Origin of the sequence: Neptuniibacter sp. QD37_11 (genome assembly GCF_047778105.1) — a bacterium.
Taxonomy (GTDB): Bacteria; Pseudomonadota; Gammaproteobacteria; order Pseudomonadales; family Balneatricaceae; genus Neptuniibacter.
In genome coordinates, this window is record NZ_CP180554.1 from 376,034 (window position 1) to 388,927 (window position 12,894).

The window sequence follows — 12,894 nt, forward strand, 5'->3', positions numbered from 1 at the left end:
TCAGTACATGTCTAAGACTTATCTAGATCGACAGGCTAAGCGCCTTAATCAAGCCTTACTTAATCCTTCATCTGGGGTTAGCTACGCAAAGCCAGAAGTTCTAGGGCCACAAATACTGAGCCTCGGCTTATTTCCAGACGCTAAAAAGCCAGCAGATGCTTACAATGCCTATCGCAAGGGGTCGTATAGCGACCAAGTAAAGGTCAGCTCCACCGTTCAGGCTGCAATATGTGGCAAGCAATTGAGCGGAAAACATGGCTATAGCAGAATGGAAGCCATGACTGTTGGCTCTTTTATGAGTAGTTACTTTGTCTCGTGCGCGCTAGAGGTAGAAGCCTCACTCCTCGCCAACAAGGACTATTCAGCCAAGCCCCTGTCTTTAAAGCCCACTAAAGAGCTTCTGGAGCGCCTATTTCACTCAGGTGGAGTTAAGGGTGAAGTGCCTCTGGAGGTGAAGAGCTTTATCAACGAACACTTGTGGCACCTCGACCTCCCCAACCACGCTTGCGTAATACCCACTATACATGACGAGAGTCATGACAGTTACATAAAACAGATTATGTCATTCCCCGCACTAGGGCTGTGGAATATGGTCTTAGTTTTCCCTAAAGCAGGAAATAAAGAAGTTAATGTCGGTTTGAATTTTAAAAACCAAACCCTGAGTAGCGGTCCTTCCGCCTTTACTAGTGATGATCATCTAGTCCCACACGCTTGTGCAGGGGAAATTGTAGCTAGAGTGATACCTATAATGTCTGGTTTGGCGATGTACTACTATGCCCAAACCGAAAATTTGGTTGGTGGTGCCATACGTGTGACTAAGGGAGGTATTCGAAATACGAAAGGCAGTAAGTCCAAACGCCCTCCGCAAGGTATCTCTTTATTTGCGGTTCGCGAATTGGGCGTGAATGATTCCGACGGTTCACTTCCCACGGAAAAGCAAGCACAAGAAAACAGCAACGCGCATTCTCACGGTTTTAAAGTGAATGGCTATTTCCGGTATCAAGCCTACGGGCCTAAGCACTCCAAACGTCGCCTTCAGTATATCCACTCATACGTAAAAGGGGATAAAGACAATATTGTAGAAAAGGCGCCGCTCATTCGAGTGGCCTGACGTACACAAAATAAGGGATAGTGATGATTAAACAACTGACATTAGTCATGCTACTGGCAATAGCCCCCGTCTACACCTACGCAGAGTCGAACCCATATCCTGTTAAGGAATTTCAAATTTCTTTAACGCCGGTTAAGGATGTTTGCTTAAATATGGATTTCAGCGGTACATCCAAAGACCACCGATGCGCGCAATCTATCTTAAATAGATACCTAGAATTAATGCGCGCTGCCAGATTTTGTGCAAAACGCGCCCTTCCCGAAGATGCAAGGCTTCAGCTAAAGGACGAATGGGATCGCATGGCCCCCTCAGTTGAAACCCTATATCTTACCTTTAAGCAGAATGGGATTAATATGGGAACAGAGCCCCTCAAAAACCCTTACGGAGCTCCCTATTGCGGTGCAACCGTTAAGGAAAGCTAGACAACTACACTCTGGAGTGAATTATGCCTCCCAAGGCAACGAATACCTCGCGCAAAGGACTTAAAGCCACTTTTGATGACGGTGAGATATTTTTCATCACCCCGACTGATTCAGGGTGGCTCCTGACTACCAATAGGCAGTACCGCAGAAACGGGACCAACGCTTACGATGGCTGGTTTCCACGCCACTACACTCACACACGTAGTGCGAAAGCCGCTCTAACTAGGTTCTTAGGCCAGAAGCTCGACTGGGTTGATAATTAATAGCGCCTATTGCAATTACGTCCTTTTTCATTATAATATTTAATAAGAATTGAGAGGAAAGATGATATGCCAAATTTCTTTAATGAGTACGAATGCCCGCGCTGTGACACTACTTGGGAACAAGAAGCAGACAGTATGTGTGATGACAAGTGTCCTAACTGCAATCTCGCTGTGCAAGCGCATGCATCAGAAGAGATTGAGGAAGTTGAAGATGAGCAAGCCTAAGATCATTCTTGTGGATCAGCGTGAAATAAATGCCTCTTATGATGAGGTGACCCTCTTCTTAAATTACCGTTTCATTGCAGTGACAGATCATGAGTTGGATATCTCGATTAAGGAGGTGTCTGAAAATATTGCAAAAGCTTTAGGCTCCGACGTCGAAACAGTTGTTATTGGGCCAGCTATGCTGGCAAAGGTTCGCGCTAGTAATATGGGCAAGGATGAGTACCTAGCGTGTTTACATGATATTGTAGAAGGTGAAAACCTCGATCAGTGGTGTCAGGGCTATACCAATACCGATCTCTTGAGGTGCCTGCAACAAATGAAGCACGACGTTCCATCTGATCTCCTTGTTTAGCATGCAGCTTAGGGCGCTGTATAAGCGCCCTTTTTTGTAATCCCCTATTGCTGCACGTATGATATGGTGCAATAAGGACCATCCTACATTGGAGTGTAAAATGAAGTTCACTGATTTGCTCAAAACAGAACAAGATAGCATCATCATCCAAAACATCATTTACTCAGAGCTCTATCTAAAAGCAAAGCCACTGCTTGATCGACTGATAGCCGTACGCCAACAGGAAGCGTCTGACCACATCCTCTTCCCTGACCAAAAGCCGGTGCGCGAGGTTTACAAAGAGATGAGTGCTGAGGGTCATTTTGAAGGCAAAACTGATCGTGAAATGAGTGCAATGCATCGAATGAGCGAGTCCAACCCCTTCTATGCTTATGAGAACTTCACCCGCGAATTAGCACGCCATGGCATGGTTATGATGGGTGATACTAACCGAGAGCGGATCTCTAAGATAGCTTCAAAAACAGCATGGCTGCCCAATAGATACAAAGGCCACAGGATTATTGAAAAGCTTGATGATCTATTGACGGAATATCGTGATCACGAGCTGGTCCAGAATCACCTTGTCCTTCATGTTGATGCCTTCATTTTCTGTCATCCTGAAAAGGCTGAGCATATTGCGCACTACCTTGCGCTTCACCCAGAGTTTATTAGTCACCCCTGTATCGAGGGGCAGATTATTAGGCGCAACAAAGGAAAAAAATGGGGTAATAGGTTTTATCGTGAGCGTGAACGTCTAGTTGCAATGGACTTAGGGCCATACAGCCTCCTCCCTTCCAGCGAAGAGCTTTCAAAAAAGAACCCTAAGCTGTACGCTGAACTTCATTGCATGACTGAAGGTGAGGGATATCCTTTATACCATTCAGAAGAGCTCATAGAGGCACGAAAGGCCCTTATTAAAGAGACGCGAGCTGAAACAGAAGCGTACCAGAAAAGAAATAGGGTTAAGCAAAGGGCTGAAAGCATCGCAAAAGTCAGTAAAGAAGCCGGGGCCGAAGAAGATACGCCTAAAGGGAAATGGAGCTTTAAAAAACTCTTTGGATTCAACTAATTCAAGCATAGTAGGGGCGCAAATAAGCCCCTTTTAAATTCTGCATAAGAGGGTTTTGCCCAGAAAATCATTGATTACTATTTTATTTTCCTTATAATAATAAGGACTTAATAATTACTTTAGGGCAAACTTATGACAAACAGCTTCTGTTACGGCCTACGTGCAAGACCGGCTACAATTGGGGCGGTCCCACAGGGCTTTACTCAGATTCTTGAACCCAATGAAGTGAATTCGCCCTGCAAACCAGAGCATATTCGCCATGGGGCGATTGTCTACCCTACCCCGCTTTCTGAAAGCGATATCAAAGCGTATGAGTTAGTTGATCTAAGCAGCCTCTCTAGCTTTCCTGATGAACAGGCTTGTGAGCGTATTGATGGGCTTATGGTGTTGATTGCTACAGAATGCATTGCCAACAAGAGCGACCTTCTAAAACGCTGCTTCCGTTTCGGCGGTGAATTATTAAAAGACTCACCTTATTTCAATCCATGCACCGGCTTAGGGGATCTTGATGCTCTAAGAAAAGACCTCAGCTTGGAAGGGTTTGATGACTATGGTGATCCCCTGCAAGGGCTGGTTACTCAATCGATTAATTAATCCGGAAGGTCTCAGCTAAATGACTCATTTGATTTTAAGCGATGGTATTATCGAGGCTGTGACCTTCGATGGCTTCTCTCGCCCCTCTATTGATTTGATTGAGGTTGGCCGCAAGGAGCATTCTAGCTTCCATTATCATGTGGAAGGCTTTAATGGAAACCCTATTAGCATCGTCGTTGACCGGTGCCCAGAATCGGCTTCATGGGATATTAAGGTTTTGCACAACCTTCACGGCATTCAAAATCCATCCTTATGTGCAATGGAACAATTGGAAAGTGAAGAGATATTTGCTATGGCCGTACTGGACGCAATCCAGACAGCTAAAATAATACTCATGCATACCAAAACCCTCAATGAGGCATTTGATCAGCACCGTTTCACATTATTAAGTAAAGATAATACTGATTTGTCCCGCGATGAGACGTTAATTGGCTTATAATAAGTTAAGAAGTAAGAAGGGGTTAACATGTCCAGCACTGAAACTGATTATGCAACATACAAAAAGACCGTAGAACTTCTGGAAGAAAACCTTCAGCGAGCCTCGGAAGCCCTGAAAGCATTCCCTCGTGGCAATATGGGACTTGTTCCAGATGACGTCAAGTCCACTGACGAGTTTAAAGCTGCAAAGCTTGATTATGATAAGGCTCACAACGCACTTCGCAACTATAATCAAGACGTTCCAAAGACGTTTAAGCGGCAGCGCAGCCAAGAGCGTAGAGAAGCAATGGCGCATAAGGCTGTAGATGACCCGTCGATGGACCGATAGCACCAATATGAGAAACAAGATTGAATTCCCCAATCGACCCGCTTCACTAGATGGCAAGAATGCAGCTGATCTTATCGATACGCTAAATGTCGGCCAAGATGACCTGCCAGAGAGGTGCATAAGCTCTCTTTTGTGTTCGACAGAAGGCTGCCCCTTTGCTGGAACAGAAGAAAGCGAGCACATACAAGGCTATGGTTGCCTCCCTTCCTCTTATGAAATCGCAATTATGCGAATCAAGCATGGAAAGACTTGGGCTTGCCATAGCAATCCTGATACCCCGTGCGTCGGCGCGATCCGTAACTTAAAAGCAAATGGACACCCCTATAAAGTGATTGATAAAAACTTAATCACAGAGCGACACGATTGGTCCAAATTTACAAAATAATACGGCAATAAGTAGTCACCGAAATTTACAATACCCTTTCACTACGCGGCCTACAGAGGATTTCATCAGTCCTATGTTTATTTCAGACATAGTTAGTCTTAGACTGTTATTACACCAATCACAGGAGAATAACTATGCAAAATATTAGAACAATGACCCCCGTCTATGATGATGTAGTCCACATTTCACATGAAAAATTAAAAATGCTGTTTGATGCTCCAAAGAAACTGGCTGACTGCTTTTATGGCCTTTTGATGAATTTGCAAGCCGATCAGCGCATTCAATACGTGAAATGTGGAGATAGGAAAATAGCAAAGGCCATGCTTGAGCTTGGCTTGATAAAAACAACCAAAAAAGGCGGACACTTTACATACATCATTCCGAAGGATGTAGCCTTTGTTAAGCGAGCCCTTAAGGGTTACCTTCAAAAAAACTAACGGAAAATGCCCTCTTGATTATCTATTTAATTTCATTATAATATAATGAGAATTGAGAGAGGGTAACCATTATGAATATTTTAACCACTTCGCGAAAATTTTCTGAAACAGCAGAGGCTGTTTCTGCTCGCTGTAAAGAACTGGATGCTAGCCGAGAGAACTCATGGGTACTCTGGAATGATGGTGGCGAATACATTGATCTTGAGCTGGAGCGTAGGGTTGATTACAAAGGAGAAGAGTCAGACCTGACTGATTACTATTCCCTTAACCTACATGTGACTTTTGATACCGAAGAGAAAGAGTTTTATTTCGTACTCGGTGATAATCGCGGTGACGGTTTTAATGATCATGTTAGTTGCCCATCCAAGGATGAAGAGCTAGCAACGTCAGAAGAATTTATTGATTTTGTTGTCTGCTGCAACCCTAACTCCCCAATGGGATTCCGCAAGTCTGTGGCAGGAAATAGAGAAACACTTAGTGAGATGCTTGAAGAAGCCAATGAGATGCTTGATACTCTCAATCTAACATGGACTAAAGAAAGCTAAATGAAACCAAATATTGAATTTTCATGCAAAGTGGTAGTTGGATTAGGCGGCGTTACGGTTCTCGATCTTAAAGAAGCGGTACTGCCGGAATTTAAGGAAGGCAAAACAGATCCATGTGCCGTGAAGGAAGATATTCTTTCCGATTCAGCAGAGGCATGGTTGCAATGGTCAGGCATAGAACTGAAGATGCCAAAAGACGAAGGGCTTTTGAAGGAAGGGGTATATTTTGTCCGAGGCGAGGTTCGCCAGTCTGAAGACGACATTAGCTATGAGAGTTCATATGTTAGGCCAGAATTCAGTTTAAACGCCCTGCCACCTGAAATCTCTGAAGAAGCCTTAGCGACGCTTGCAGAGCGTGATCCCTTTATTAAATCCTTGCGCCCTTCCGAGTCCGTACTCGTGCGCGTTAAAGGCTTCAAAGAGCCTATGATTGGCCTCTATTATCACTCAACTGATTGCTGGTCTATTTCAGGCCTAGATGGTAATAACTGGGAAGTCATTATCTGGTGGCCTATGCCAACATCCAACGGCAATATGATAGGGAATAATTAGTAGGTGCTTTATGTATAAATTCTCAAAGGATTACGACCATTTATATCAGCTGATCTGCATGGGACATACAGCAACGGGGTTTGTTGATTATTACTTCCCGGATGACGATGGGCCTTACCGCGATGTCGTGCAAATTAAACGCACAGAAGCTTGGTCTATCAATATCGGTGTGAGGGGGATGGCGTATGGAGACATAATGCCATTCAATCAAAAGGATGATTTAACCGAATTGGATGCCTTTAAACAGAATTGTAAAAAATGCAATTTGGAGTGGCTTCCACCTACCGAGCCAAGCGCTGCCGTATCCCCCTCTAAGGACTATACAGCAGCAGAGAAGCTCGAATTTGAGCGCAAGAACGGGATTGTGAAGAGGCTAGATGATTCCGATTTAGGCTGCGGCCCAGCGGTTGAACACCTATACACGCGAGATGACAAAGGTAAAGAAATATATCTCCGCACTGTATGACACATATACGGTATTTTACTAAAAAGGTCGCCATGCGGCCTTTTTTATTAGCGGTAAAAAATTGTACAAAAAACAGCCATTCCTCTTGCAAATATATCAATTTATATTATAATAAATATAACGCAATCAAGTGGAGAAAGACCATGATTGAAGTTGTATCAAGAACGGAAGTTGCTATTCAGCCTGATGTAAAAGCGGTTCTAGTTCAGGAGCGAGGTATTCGCCTCTGGGGATACGGCAAAACATGGGATGAAGCGGAACGTAAAGCTGAAGATAAGCTAAACGCCGTGATTCGCCAGTATGGTTCGGAAATTCACTGATATAGGATTGCGGTATGAGCAGCGAGAGTAAGCCTTCAAAGGGTCGTGTTGTCAAATTTGAAGCTAAAGCAGAGCGTGATAAGCGCAAGCTAAAGGAAGCTGCTGCGGCACGTGCAATCGCTCGTGCTAATAAGCGGAGCTGGTAGCAGCTCTATAATTTAATTGTGCAATGGAGAGCATATGGCAACGTACATTGATCTGGCTTGCGAGCAGAGTCTACAGCAAGCACGTATTAACGCAGAAAAAATCAATCAAAAAGTTCGGGCGGTTCCTTTCGTCATGGGACTCGTATTCGTGGCAATGGCCTGTCTATTTGTCGCAAATGTTCACTTTTTGAATCATGCAGCTGGCATGCATGGTCAACACATTGAAATTACCGCCCTTATAGGGCTGAGCTTTATTAGTGCGTTTTTCGTGAGTGCTAATGAGGTCATATCGGTGAGTTTGAAAACGTATTTGCAGAATAAGCTGGACACGCCCTACTCCACTTCCATGCTTGAGCAGGCATGTTCGGAATCATTGGAGAAGCTTGACTACCTGTTGGATATTTTTCCTGCGATTAAGCCTTATCTTGATAAAGTGATGTCACTCGATCGGACACTGCTTAAGGGCGATGTCGAGTATCTTCAGTCTGTAGCGAACGCATAAGGCGTAGCAATCCCTAGTGGCCGGTTTATCCGGCCATTTTTTATTGTCGCCCTTATCCATTAACACTAGAATACTTCACCTCTAGATACGTAAAATCAGGGTGAATTGACATGCTCTTGCCATTTCATTAATATTCCTTATAATATATTAAATAAAATTAAACATTACAGGTGTAGCCATGCTTGATGAGCGCGGAAATATCGATTGGGATGCGATCGACAAATTTTGTGAAGAGAACTTTGAGTTTACTTGGCAGCGAACGGCTATTGGTTTCGCCGCCATCTTTCTTCTCTGCGTTCTCATCCTGATTGTTGGCCACCTTTTGAAGTGAGATACCTATGACCTGCATGGCACTAAATATTGAAGATAGACAAGTAAAGTTCTGGAGCCACCAGCGCGCCAATGGATTCCTATCAAACTTCTTTATGGCTGAGATTAGAGTTGATGGCCTGATCTGGCCTAGCACTGAGCACTACTATCAGGCGATGCGTTTTGAGGGCCTGCCTATGGCAGAGGCCATTCGTCGCTGCCCGGATGCTAAAGCGGCGAAAGAGCTAGCATGGTCCGTCCCTGCACCTGAGTCATGGACCCTTGAACGACGCATACGCGTGATGCAAAAGGCTGTCATGGCTAAATTCACGCAGCATGAAGAACTGCGTATCGCACTTCTGGCCACTGGCACTGCAGAAATCATTGAGGCATCAAAGAACGATGGTTTATGGGGCTGGGGACCTGACAAAGATGGTATCAACCTACTGGGCATTCTGTTGATGCAATTACGCGCCCAGCTCAGTGGCGATTGTGTTCAAACTTCACAAGTTGAATTGAGCAATCCTAGCTTTATCGAGGACTACCTCCGCAATCAAGCTGAGGGTAAATCAGGCATAAAAGTTCCTAAGAAGACTATGCAACTGTGGAACAAATATGCTGTTAAAGCCAATAAATCCATGCGCTTAAGCCATTCTCTTATGGATGCGCTCAATGAAGAACTAGACGGCGATGTGCACTTCAAAAATGAATCAAAAATCCGTGCACTCCTCGGTGAATTGAACCAATCACTAAATGATGCAGATAAAGTAATGGAGCAAAAGTAATGAGTGCAGCTGATTCGTACGACAACGAACCTCACGCAGTGGCTCGGCACGTTATTGACTACAAACGTGGCATTGCTACATGTGAGGAGAAAATTGCGAGGCACCTCCTCGGTCAGGCCAACATCCGTGCTGAACTGCTGGATCGAGAGACCACCTTTAATGCCCGCAACTTTCTTATGAAAATCCTGATGGGCATCCCATTTTTGATTCGCACGAATACACTCAATGAAGGTCTGCAAGCTCACAGCAATGAAATACAGCGTGAAGAGCAGCGCAAAGTAGAGCACTACAAACAAGTCGTACTTAATGTTGGTCGCTACTGCATGCTAAGAGATCCCGAAGTTGAAGATGCGATCGGCGGCTATGAATCTGAGCACCGTAAACTCCTAGACCTCTACCATTCCATTCTTTCAGTCTACAACGCAGGCAAAGAGGCAAGATCTGCACTAGAAACCGCCAAGAGTAGTCTCTCCAGCGCGCAGACTATGGAAGTGCTGGATATGGCAACAAGCAACAAAGGCATCTCTATGATGTCGACCATGTCCAATAGCTCTGCCTCAAGCGATGTTAAAAGCGCCAGTGAACTGATGAGTAAGTTCAATAAGGAGGCCGTAGAGCATGCGCGAGTAGCAGCCCACTTCACCGAAACATTCTCCACTGAACTTATCGACCTAACCATGGATTTTGCATTTGGCGGGATTATGGATTTTGTCGGGAGCGTGTTCGCTCTCAGTGCACTCAGCTCAGCTTCATCTGATGTCGAAAAAGCGATCAAAAGCTTAAATCCCGTGCTTCTGACAATAGAGTCACACCTAAGAGAAGTTAAGGATTCAAAAGACATACATGAGGCCTCCATGTTGCACTTTAAAAATCAGCATCGCCTAAAAGCAATTCCAATTCTTGCTCGACATGATATTGAAGTAGATGAGGCCTATATCAACAAATTAACCGCGCTCTATCCAGCATAACCAGCACAATTCGAGGGATATACTATGGGATTGAAAAAAAAGTTAATGAAATGATGGTGCCCGATGATAATGGCGGCTGGTACTTCCTTAAAAAGGGTAAAAACGAAAAATTTGAACCCGTTAAAGTCGAACCCAAGCAGAATAGCTGGCCCGCAACGTTTCAAATGGGACCACATGCTACGCCTGTCACCGAGCTGCCACGTGGTTGGGAATGGGGACCTGAGATCCCTACACCTGATAATGAAGAACCTGTTCTCAGCCTCTTCAATCAGTTGGAAAGCACAAAGCAAGAGCTCGCCGAGGCTCAAACGCTACTTCGCGAAGCCTTCAAGGGCATGCAAACCACTGATGGACCTATTGAGTTTCAAAACGCTTGGTGCGAACTAAAAACCTATCTCGAGAAGATCTGATTGTACAAACACACATATTGATTTATTATAGTGATAATTTAATGGGGCCTTAAGGCCCCTTTTATATGGATAAGAAAATGCCTCAAAAGGAAAATGAATTTTACTTACGAGACACTCGCAGCAATGTAGGCTCATCTTGCCAATTTTGGCGAAAAGGTGGTTGTGGATACACTACCGATCTGAGTGATGCTGAAGTATTCGACTTTGATGGCGCTCAAAGGCATGCGTCTGATCAGGGAGATTTCATCCCCCTGAGTAAGAAACAAGTAGATGAGCTTGCCACGATTCGAGTTGATATGCAGCTACTGAATGATGAAACTCAGGATTACTCCATGGGCTTTGTTATTCAACGTAGAATCAATGATTATGACGGCAATGATATATTCTTCGAGGGTATTGAAGACGGCTCTACAGTGAAATACAGCGATGCACGCGTATATCAAGCATCAGAGCTTGAGGAGCATGCAGGCAGAGAGAATGTCCGAATCCTTTCTAAAAGCTATTTAGATCGAATATGCCGCCCTACACTTCAATTCAAAAACGTTAACCGTCGGAAAATGATGACTTCAGCTGGCATCCGGTATCGGGCACCGCGAAAACCTCGGCCTAGCAGTGGCAAAACGCGTCACAATTGCCCTACTTGCGGGAAAATCGTGTGGGACTACAACCCGTATGAGGCTCCGTACTGCGACATATTCTGTGAACCTGTTGGGTACCGCCGCCATGAAGAGTATTAAATCTGAAAGAAAGGGTGGTTTTTCAGAAGGATTGCCGCTGGATCTGAAGCGCCTCAATAAGGCGCTTCAAGAAAGAAAAAAACGGATGAAGCTTACTCAACAAGATAAAGACCGTACTTTTTGTTATCAAAGCGAACCATTAAAAGAGCGATAACGCACGACATCTATTGCCACTTATTTAAATATCATTATAGTAATAGAGAGATAATAATCTAATAAGAAGAATTGAGGCTCACATATGTCTTTTACATTAGCTCCTAAAGAAAACTCACCCCATTATCAAGCATACTGTGACGCTCAAAAATCATACCTTGAAGCAGGTGATCTTGGACGCAATGCAGAACTGCTTAACGCTCTATATTTAATGTCTGCTGCGGTCATCAATCTATACAGCCAAGCAGAACGTGAGCAAATTACAAATACCACGCTTTTCACATCCCTACAGAAAGCGAAGAAGCTTGAAAAGCATGCTTTTATCAACCTTTGCTACAAGTTTAATGATGACCGTATCGAAGAGATCATAGACGACCTCCCACCCGGTATTAGTGATACGCGAATCATCAAAGCACTCTTGTTGAGAAAACCTAGCCTTCTAGAGCGATTTAAGCCCAACACTATTACAGCTGATGTGGTTAAGGGAGTGTATATAGACAACACTTCTCGCAAAACGATCGATATTAAAACGTTTGAAACCGCTATTGCTCGTAGAAAAGAGAAGACTATCGCTGGGTACCTCCACTTAGTTAGCCCCAGTGCAAAAAGTGCAGAATATTGGTCGAGAGAAATCACTCTAGGCAATGTTCAAGGATTGAATATCCCTAAACGATTCCGTTCGACACCGGAGTTCATGAATAAACTGGAAGAAGATCATCCCGGCATTGCAGAAAAGATAAACCGAATCAAACAGACCCCCGAAGAGCGGAAAGCGAAGAAGTGGCTTAAGCTGATAACTGATAAGGACCTCGGGAAAGTCCCCAGTAGAGATATTTTACAAACGGTTTGCAATGAATTTTACGTACTTGAACAAGCAAACATCCTCAAAATGCCCATCAGGTACATAACTCCGGCCATGATCAAGTGCGAGATCGAGACCTCCCCTCAACGACTTAAGTTCATTGATGTTGAGGCGTTTCCATTAAGTCTAATACCAGAGATTCTTCAAGCAGACCCCACGATTTTCAGCAAGCTGGAAGGCAGTACGCCAGATTACCTATCACTCGCACTGCAGGCTGTTAAAGATGATGCATCGCAGCTGCTGGAAGTTAAGATCCCTCGCAATCATTTATTGAAATCAGAGGAGCGAGTACAACATTGGCTCAAGCTACTTGAAAGCATTGAGATTACCAACGAAACAGTATCTGACTTTCTTTGCGCGCAGATTCTAAATCCTCTCCTAAAGGAGTTTAAGGCCGCACGACGCCTCAAACCACGAGCACTCAAAGCAATCCAGCCTCTTCTAATCGAATGTGAGCGGCTAGGCGCGACAAATCTCGACTTGAATGCATATTACTGCGACATGAGTGCATGAACAATAAACATAATAATAAAAGG

Annotated in this window: 24 protein-coding genes; all 24 read left to right on the forward strand. The window is 44.3% G+C overall.

Features of this window, described 5'->3' with window-relative positions:
- The first annotated feature begins 7 nt into the window (after positions 1-7).
- The 24 genes from ACMXYT_RS19570 (at position 8) to ACMXYT_RS19685 (ending at position 12,871) form a co-directional block, all read left to right on the forward strand.
- Positions 8-1,111 carry a hypothetical protein gene (locus ACMXYT_RS19570; protein WP_415913291.1) on the forward strand — a complete coding sequence of 368 codons (1,104 nt, stop codon included), beginning with the start codon at positions 8-10 and terminating at the stop codon, positions 1,109-1,111.
- 23 nt (positions 1,112-1,134) lie between these two features.
- Positions 1,135-1,533 carry a hypothetical protein gene (locus tag ACMXYT_RS19575; RefSeq protein WP_415913292.1) on the forward strand — a complete coding sequence of 133 codons (399 nt, stop codon included), beginning with the start codon at positions 1,135-1,137 and terminating at the stop codon, positions 1,531-1,533.
- 23 nt (positions 1,534-1,556) lie between these two features.
- Complete coding sequence (locus ACMXYT_RS19580) at positions 1,557-1,796, forward strand: hypothetical protein (RefSeq protein ID WP_415913293.1); 240 nt, start codon at positions 1,557-1,559, stop codon at positions 1,794-1,796.
- A 66-nt stretch (positions 1,797-1,862) separates the two neighbouring features.
- Positions 1,863-2,021, forward strand: coding sequence for a hypothetical protein (locus ACMXYT_RS19585; protein ID WP_415913294.1), 159 nt, complete (start codon positions 1,863-1,865; stop codon positions 2,019-2,021).
- Positions 2,008-2,373 (forward strand): hypothetical protein, encoded by a 366-nt coding sequence (locus tag ACMXYT_RS19590; protein ID WP_415913295.1) that lies wholly within the window; start codon positions 2,008-2,010, stop codon positions 2,371-2,373. Before ACMXYT_RS19585 ends, ACMXYT_RS19590 begins: the two co-directional genes overlap by 14 nt.
- 100 nt (positions 2,374-2,473) lie before the next feature.
- Entirely contained in the window at positions 2,474-3,421 is a 948-nt protein-coding gene (locus ACMXYT_RS19595) for a hypothetical protein (protein WP_415913296.1), read from the forward strand.
- A 132-nt stretch (positions 3,422-3,553) separates the two neighbouring features.
- A complete protein-coding gene (locus ACMXYT_RS19600; protein ID WP_415913297.1) occupies positions 3,554-4,015 on the forward strand; it encodes a hypothetical protein in 462 nt (153 codons plus the stop codon).
- Between the two features lie 19 nt (positions 4,016-4,034).
- Positions 4,035-4,454, forward strand: coding sequence for a hypothetical protein (locus ACMXYT_RS19605; RefSeq protein WP_415913298.1), 420 nt, complete (start codon positions 4,035-4,037; stop codon positions 4,452-4,454).
- 27 nt (positions 4,455-4,481) lie between these two features.
- A complete protein-coding gene (locus ACMXYT_RS19610; protein WP_415913299.1) occupies positions 4,482-4,781 on the forward strand; it encodes a hypothetical protein in 300 nt (99 codons plus the stop codon).
- On the forward strand, positions 4,759-5,166 hold the full coding sequence (locus tag ACMXYT_RS19615) for a hypothetical protein (protein WP_415913300.1): 408 nt from the start codon (positions 4,759-4,761) through the stop codon (positions 5,164-5,166). The genes ACMXYT_RS19610 and ACMXYT_RS19615 overlap by 23 nt, the downstream gene beginning before the upstream one ends.
- Positions 5,167-5,300: 134 nt before the next feature.
- On the forward strand, positions 5,301-5,603 hold the full coding sequence (locus ACMXYT_RS19620; RefSeq protein WP_415913301.1) for a hypothetical protein: 303 nt from the start codon (positions 5,301-5,303) through the stop codon (positions 5,601-5,603).
- 71 nt (positions 5,604-5,674) lie between these two features.
- A complete protein-coding gene (locus tag ACMXYT_RS19625) occupies positions 5,675-6,148 on the forward strand; it encodes a hypothetical protein (RefSeq protein WP_415913302.1) in 474 nt (157 codons plus the stop codon).
- Complete coding sequence (locus tag ACMXYT_RS19630) at positions 6,149-6,700, forward strand: hypothetical protein (RefSeq protein ID WP_415913303.1); 552 nt, start codon at positions 6,149-6,151, stop codon at positions 6,698-6,700. It begins immediately after the preceding gene.
- 10 nt (positions 6,701-6,710) lie between these two features.
- Positions 6,711-7,166: a hypothetical protein gene (locus ACMXYT_RS19635; RefSeq protein WP_415913304.1), complete on the forward strand. Its 456-nt coding sequence runs from the start codon at positions 6,711-6,713 to the stop codon at positions 7,164-7,166.
- 143 nt (positions 7,167-7,309) lie between these two features.
- Positions 7,310-7,486, forward strand: coding sequence for a hypothetical protein (locus ACMXYT_RS19640; protein ID WP_415913305.1), 177 nt, complete (start codon positions 7,310-7,312; stop codon positions 7,484-7,486).
- 14 nt (positions 7,487-7,500) lie between these two features.
- On the forward strand, positions 7,501-7,632 hold the full coding sequence (locus ACMXYT_RS19645; RefSeq protein ID WP_415913306.1) for a hypothetical protein: 132 nt from the start codon (positions 7,501-7,503) through the stop codon (positions 7,630-7,632).
- 34 nt (positions 7,633-7,666) lie between these two features.
- The gene (locus tag ACMXYT_RS19650) at positions 7,667-8,134 is read left to right on the forward strand and encodes a hypothetical protein (RefSeq protein WP_415913307.1); all 468 of its coding nucleotides are present in this window, start codon (positions 7,667-7,669) and stop codon (positions 8,132-8,134) included.
- A 178-nt stretch (positions 8,135-8,312) separates the two neighbouring features.
- Positions 8,313-8,465, forward strand: a complete 153-nt coding sequence (locus ACMXYT_RS19655; RefSeq protein ID WP_415913308.1) for a hypothetical protein — start codon at positions 8,313-8,315, stop codon at positions 8,463-8,465.
- 16 nt (positions 8,466-8,481) lie between these two features.
- The gene (locus tag ACMXYT_RS19660; protein WP_415913309.1) at positions 8,482-9,228 is read left to right on the forward strand and encodes an NADAR family protein; all 747 of its coding nucleotides are present in this window, start codon (positions 8,482-8,484) and stop codon (positions 9,226-9,228) included.
- Positions 9,228-10,196, forward strand: coding sequence for a hypothetical protein (locus ACMXYT_RS19665; RefSeq protein WP_415913310.1), 969 nt, complete (start codon positions 9,228-9,230; stop codon positions 10,194-10,196). The genes ACMXYT_RS19660 and ACMXYT_RS19665 overlap by 1 nt, the downstream gene beginning before the upstream one ends.
- Before the next feature lie 50 nt (positions 10,197-10,246).
- Positions 10,247-10,606, forward strand: coding sequence for a hypothetical protein (locus tag ACMXYT_RS19670; RefSeq protein WP_415913311.1), 360 nt, complete (start codon positions 10,247-10,249; stop codon positions 10,604-10,606).
- 77 nt (positions 10,607-10,683) lie between these two features.
- On the forward strand, positions 10,684-11,343 hold the full coding sequence (locus ACMXYT_RS19675) for a hypothetical protein (protein ID WP_415913312.1): 660 nt from the start codon (positions 10,684-10,686) through the stop codon (positions 11,341-11,343).
- A complete protein-coding gene (locus ACMXYT_RS19680) occupies positions 11,330-11,497 on the forward strand; it encodes a hypothetical protein (RefSeq protein ID WP_415913313.1) in 168 nt (55 codons plus the stop codon). The genes ACMXYT_RS19675 and ACMXYT_RS19680 overlap by 14 nt, the downstream gene beginning before the upstream one ends.
- 84 nt (positions 11,498-11,581) lie before the next feature.
- A complete protein-coding gene (locus ACMXYT_RS19685) occupies positions 11,582-12,871 on the forward strand; it encodes a hypothetical protein (RefSeq protein WP_415913314.1) in 1,290 nt (429 codons plus the stop codon).
- Positions 12,872-12,894: the final 23 nt, after the last annotated feature.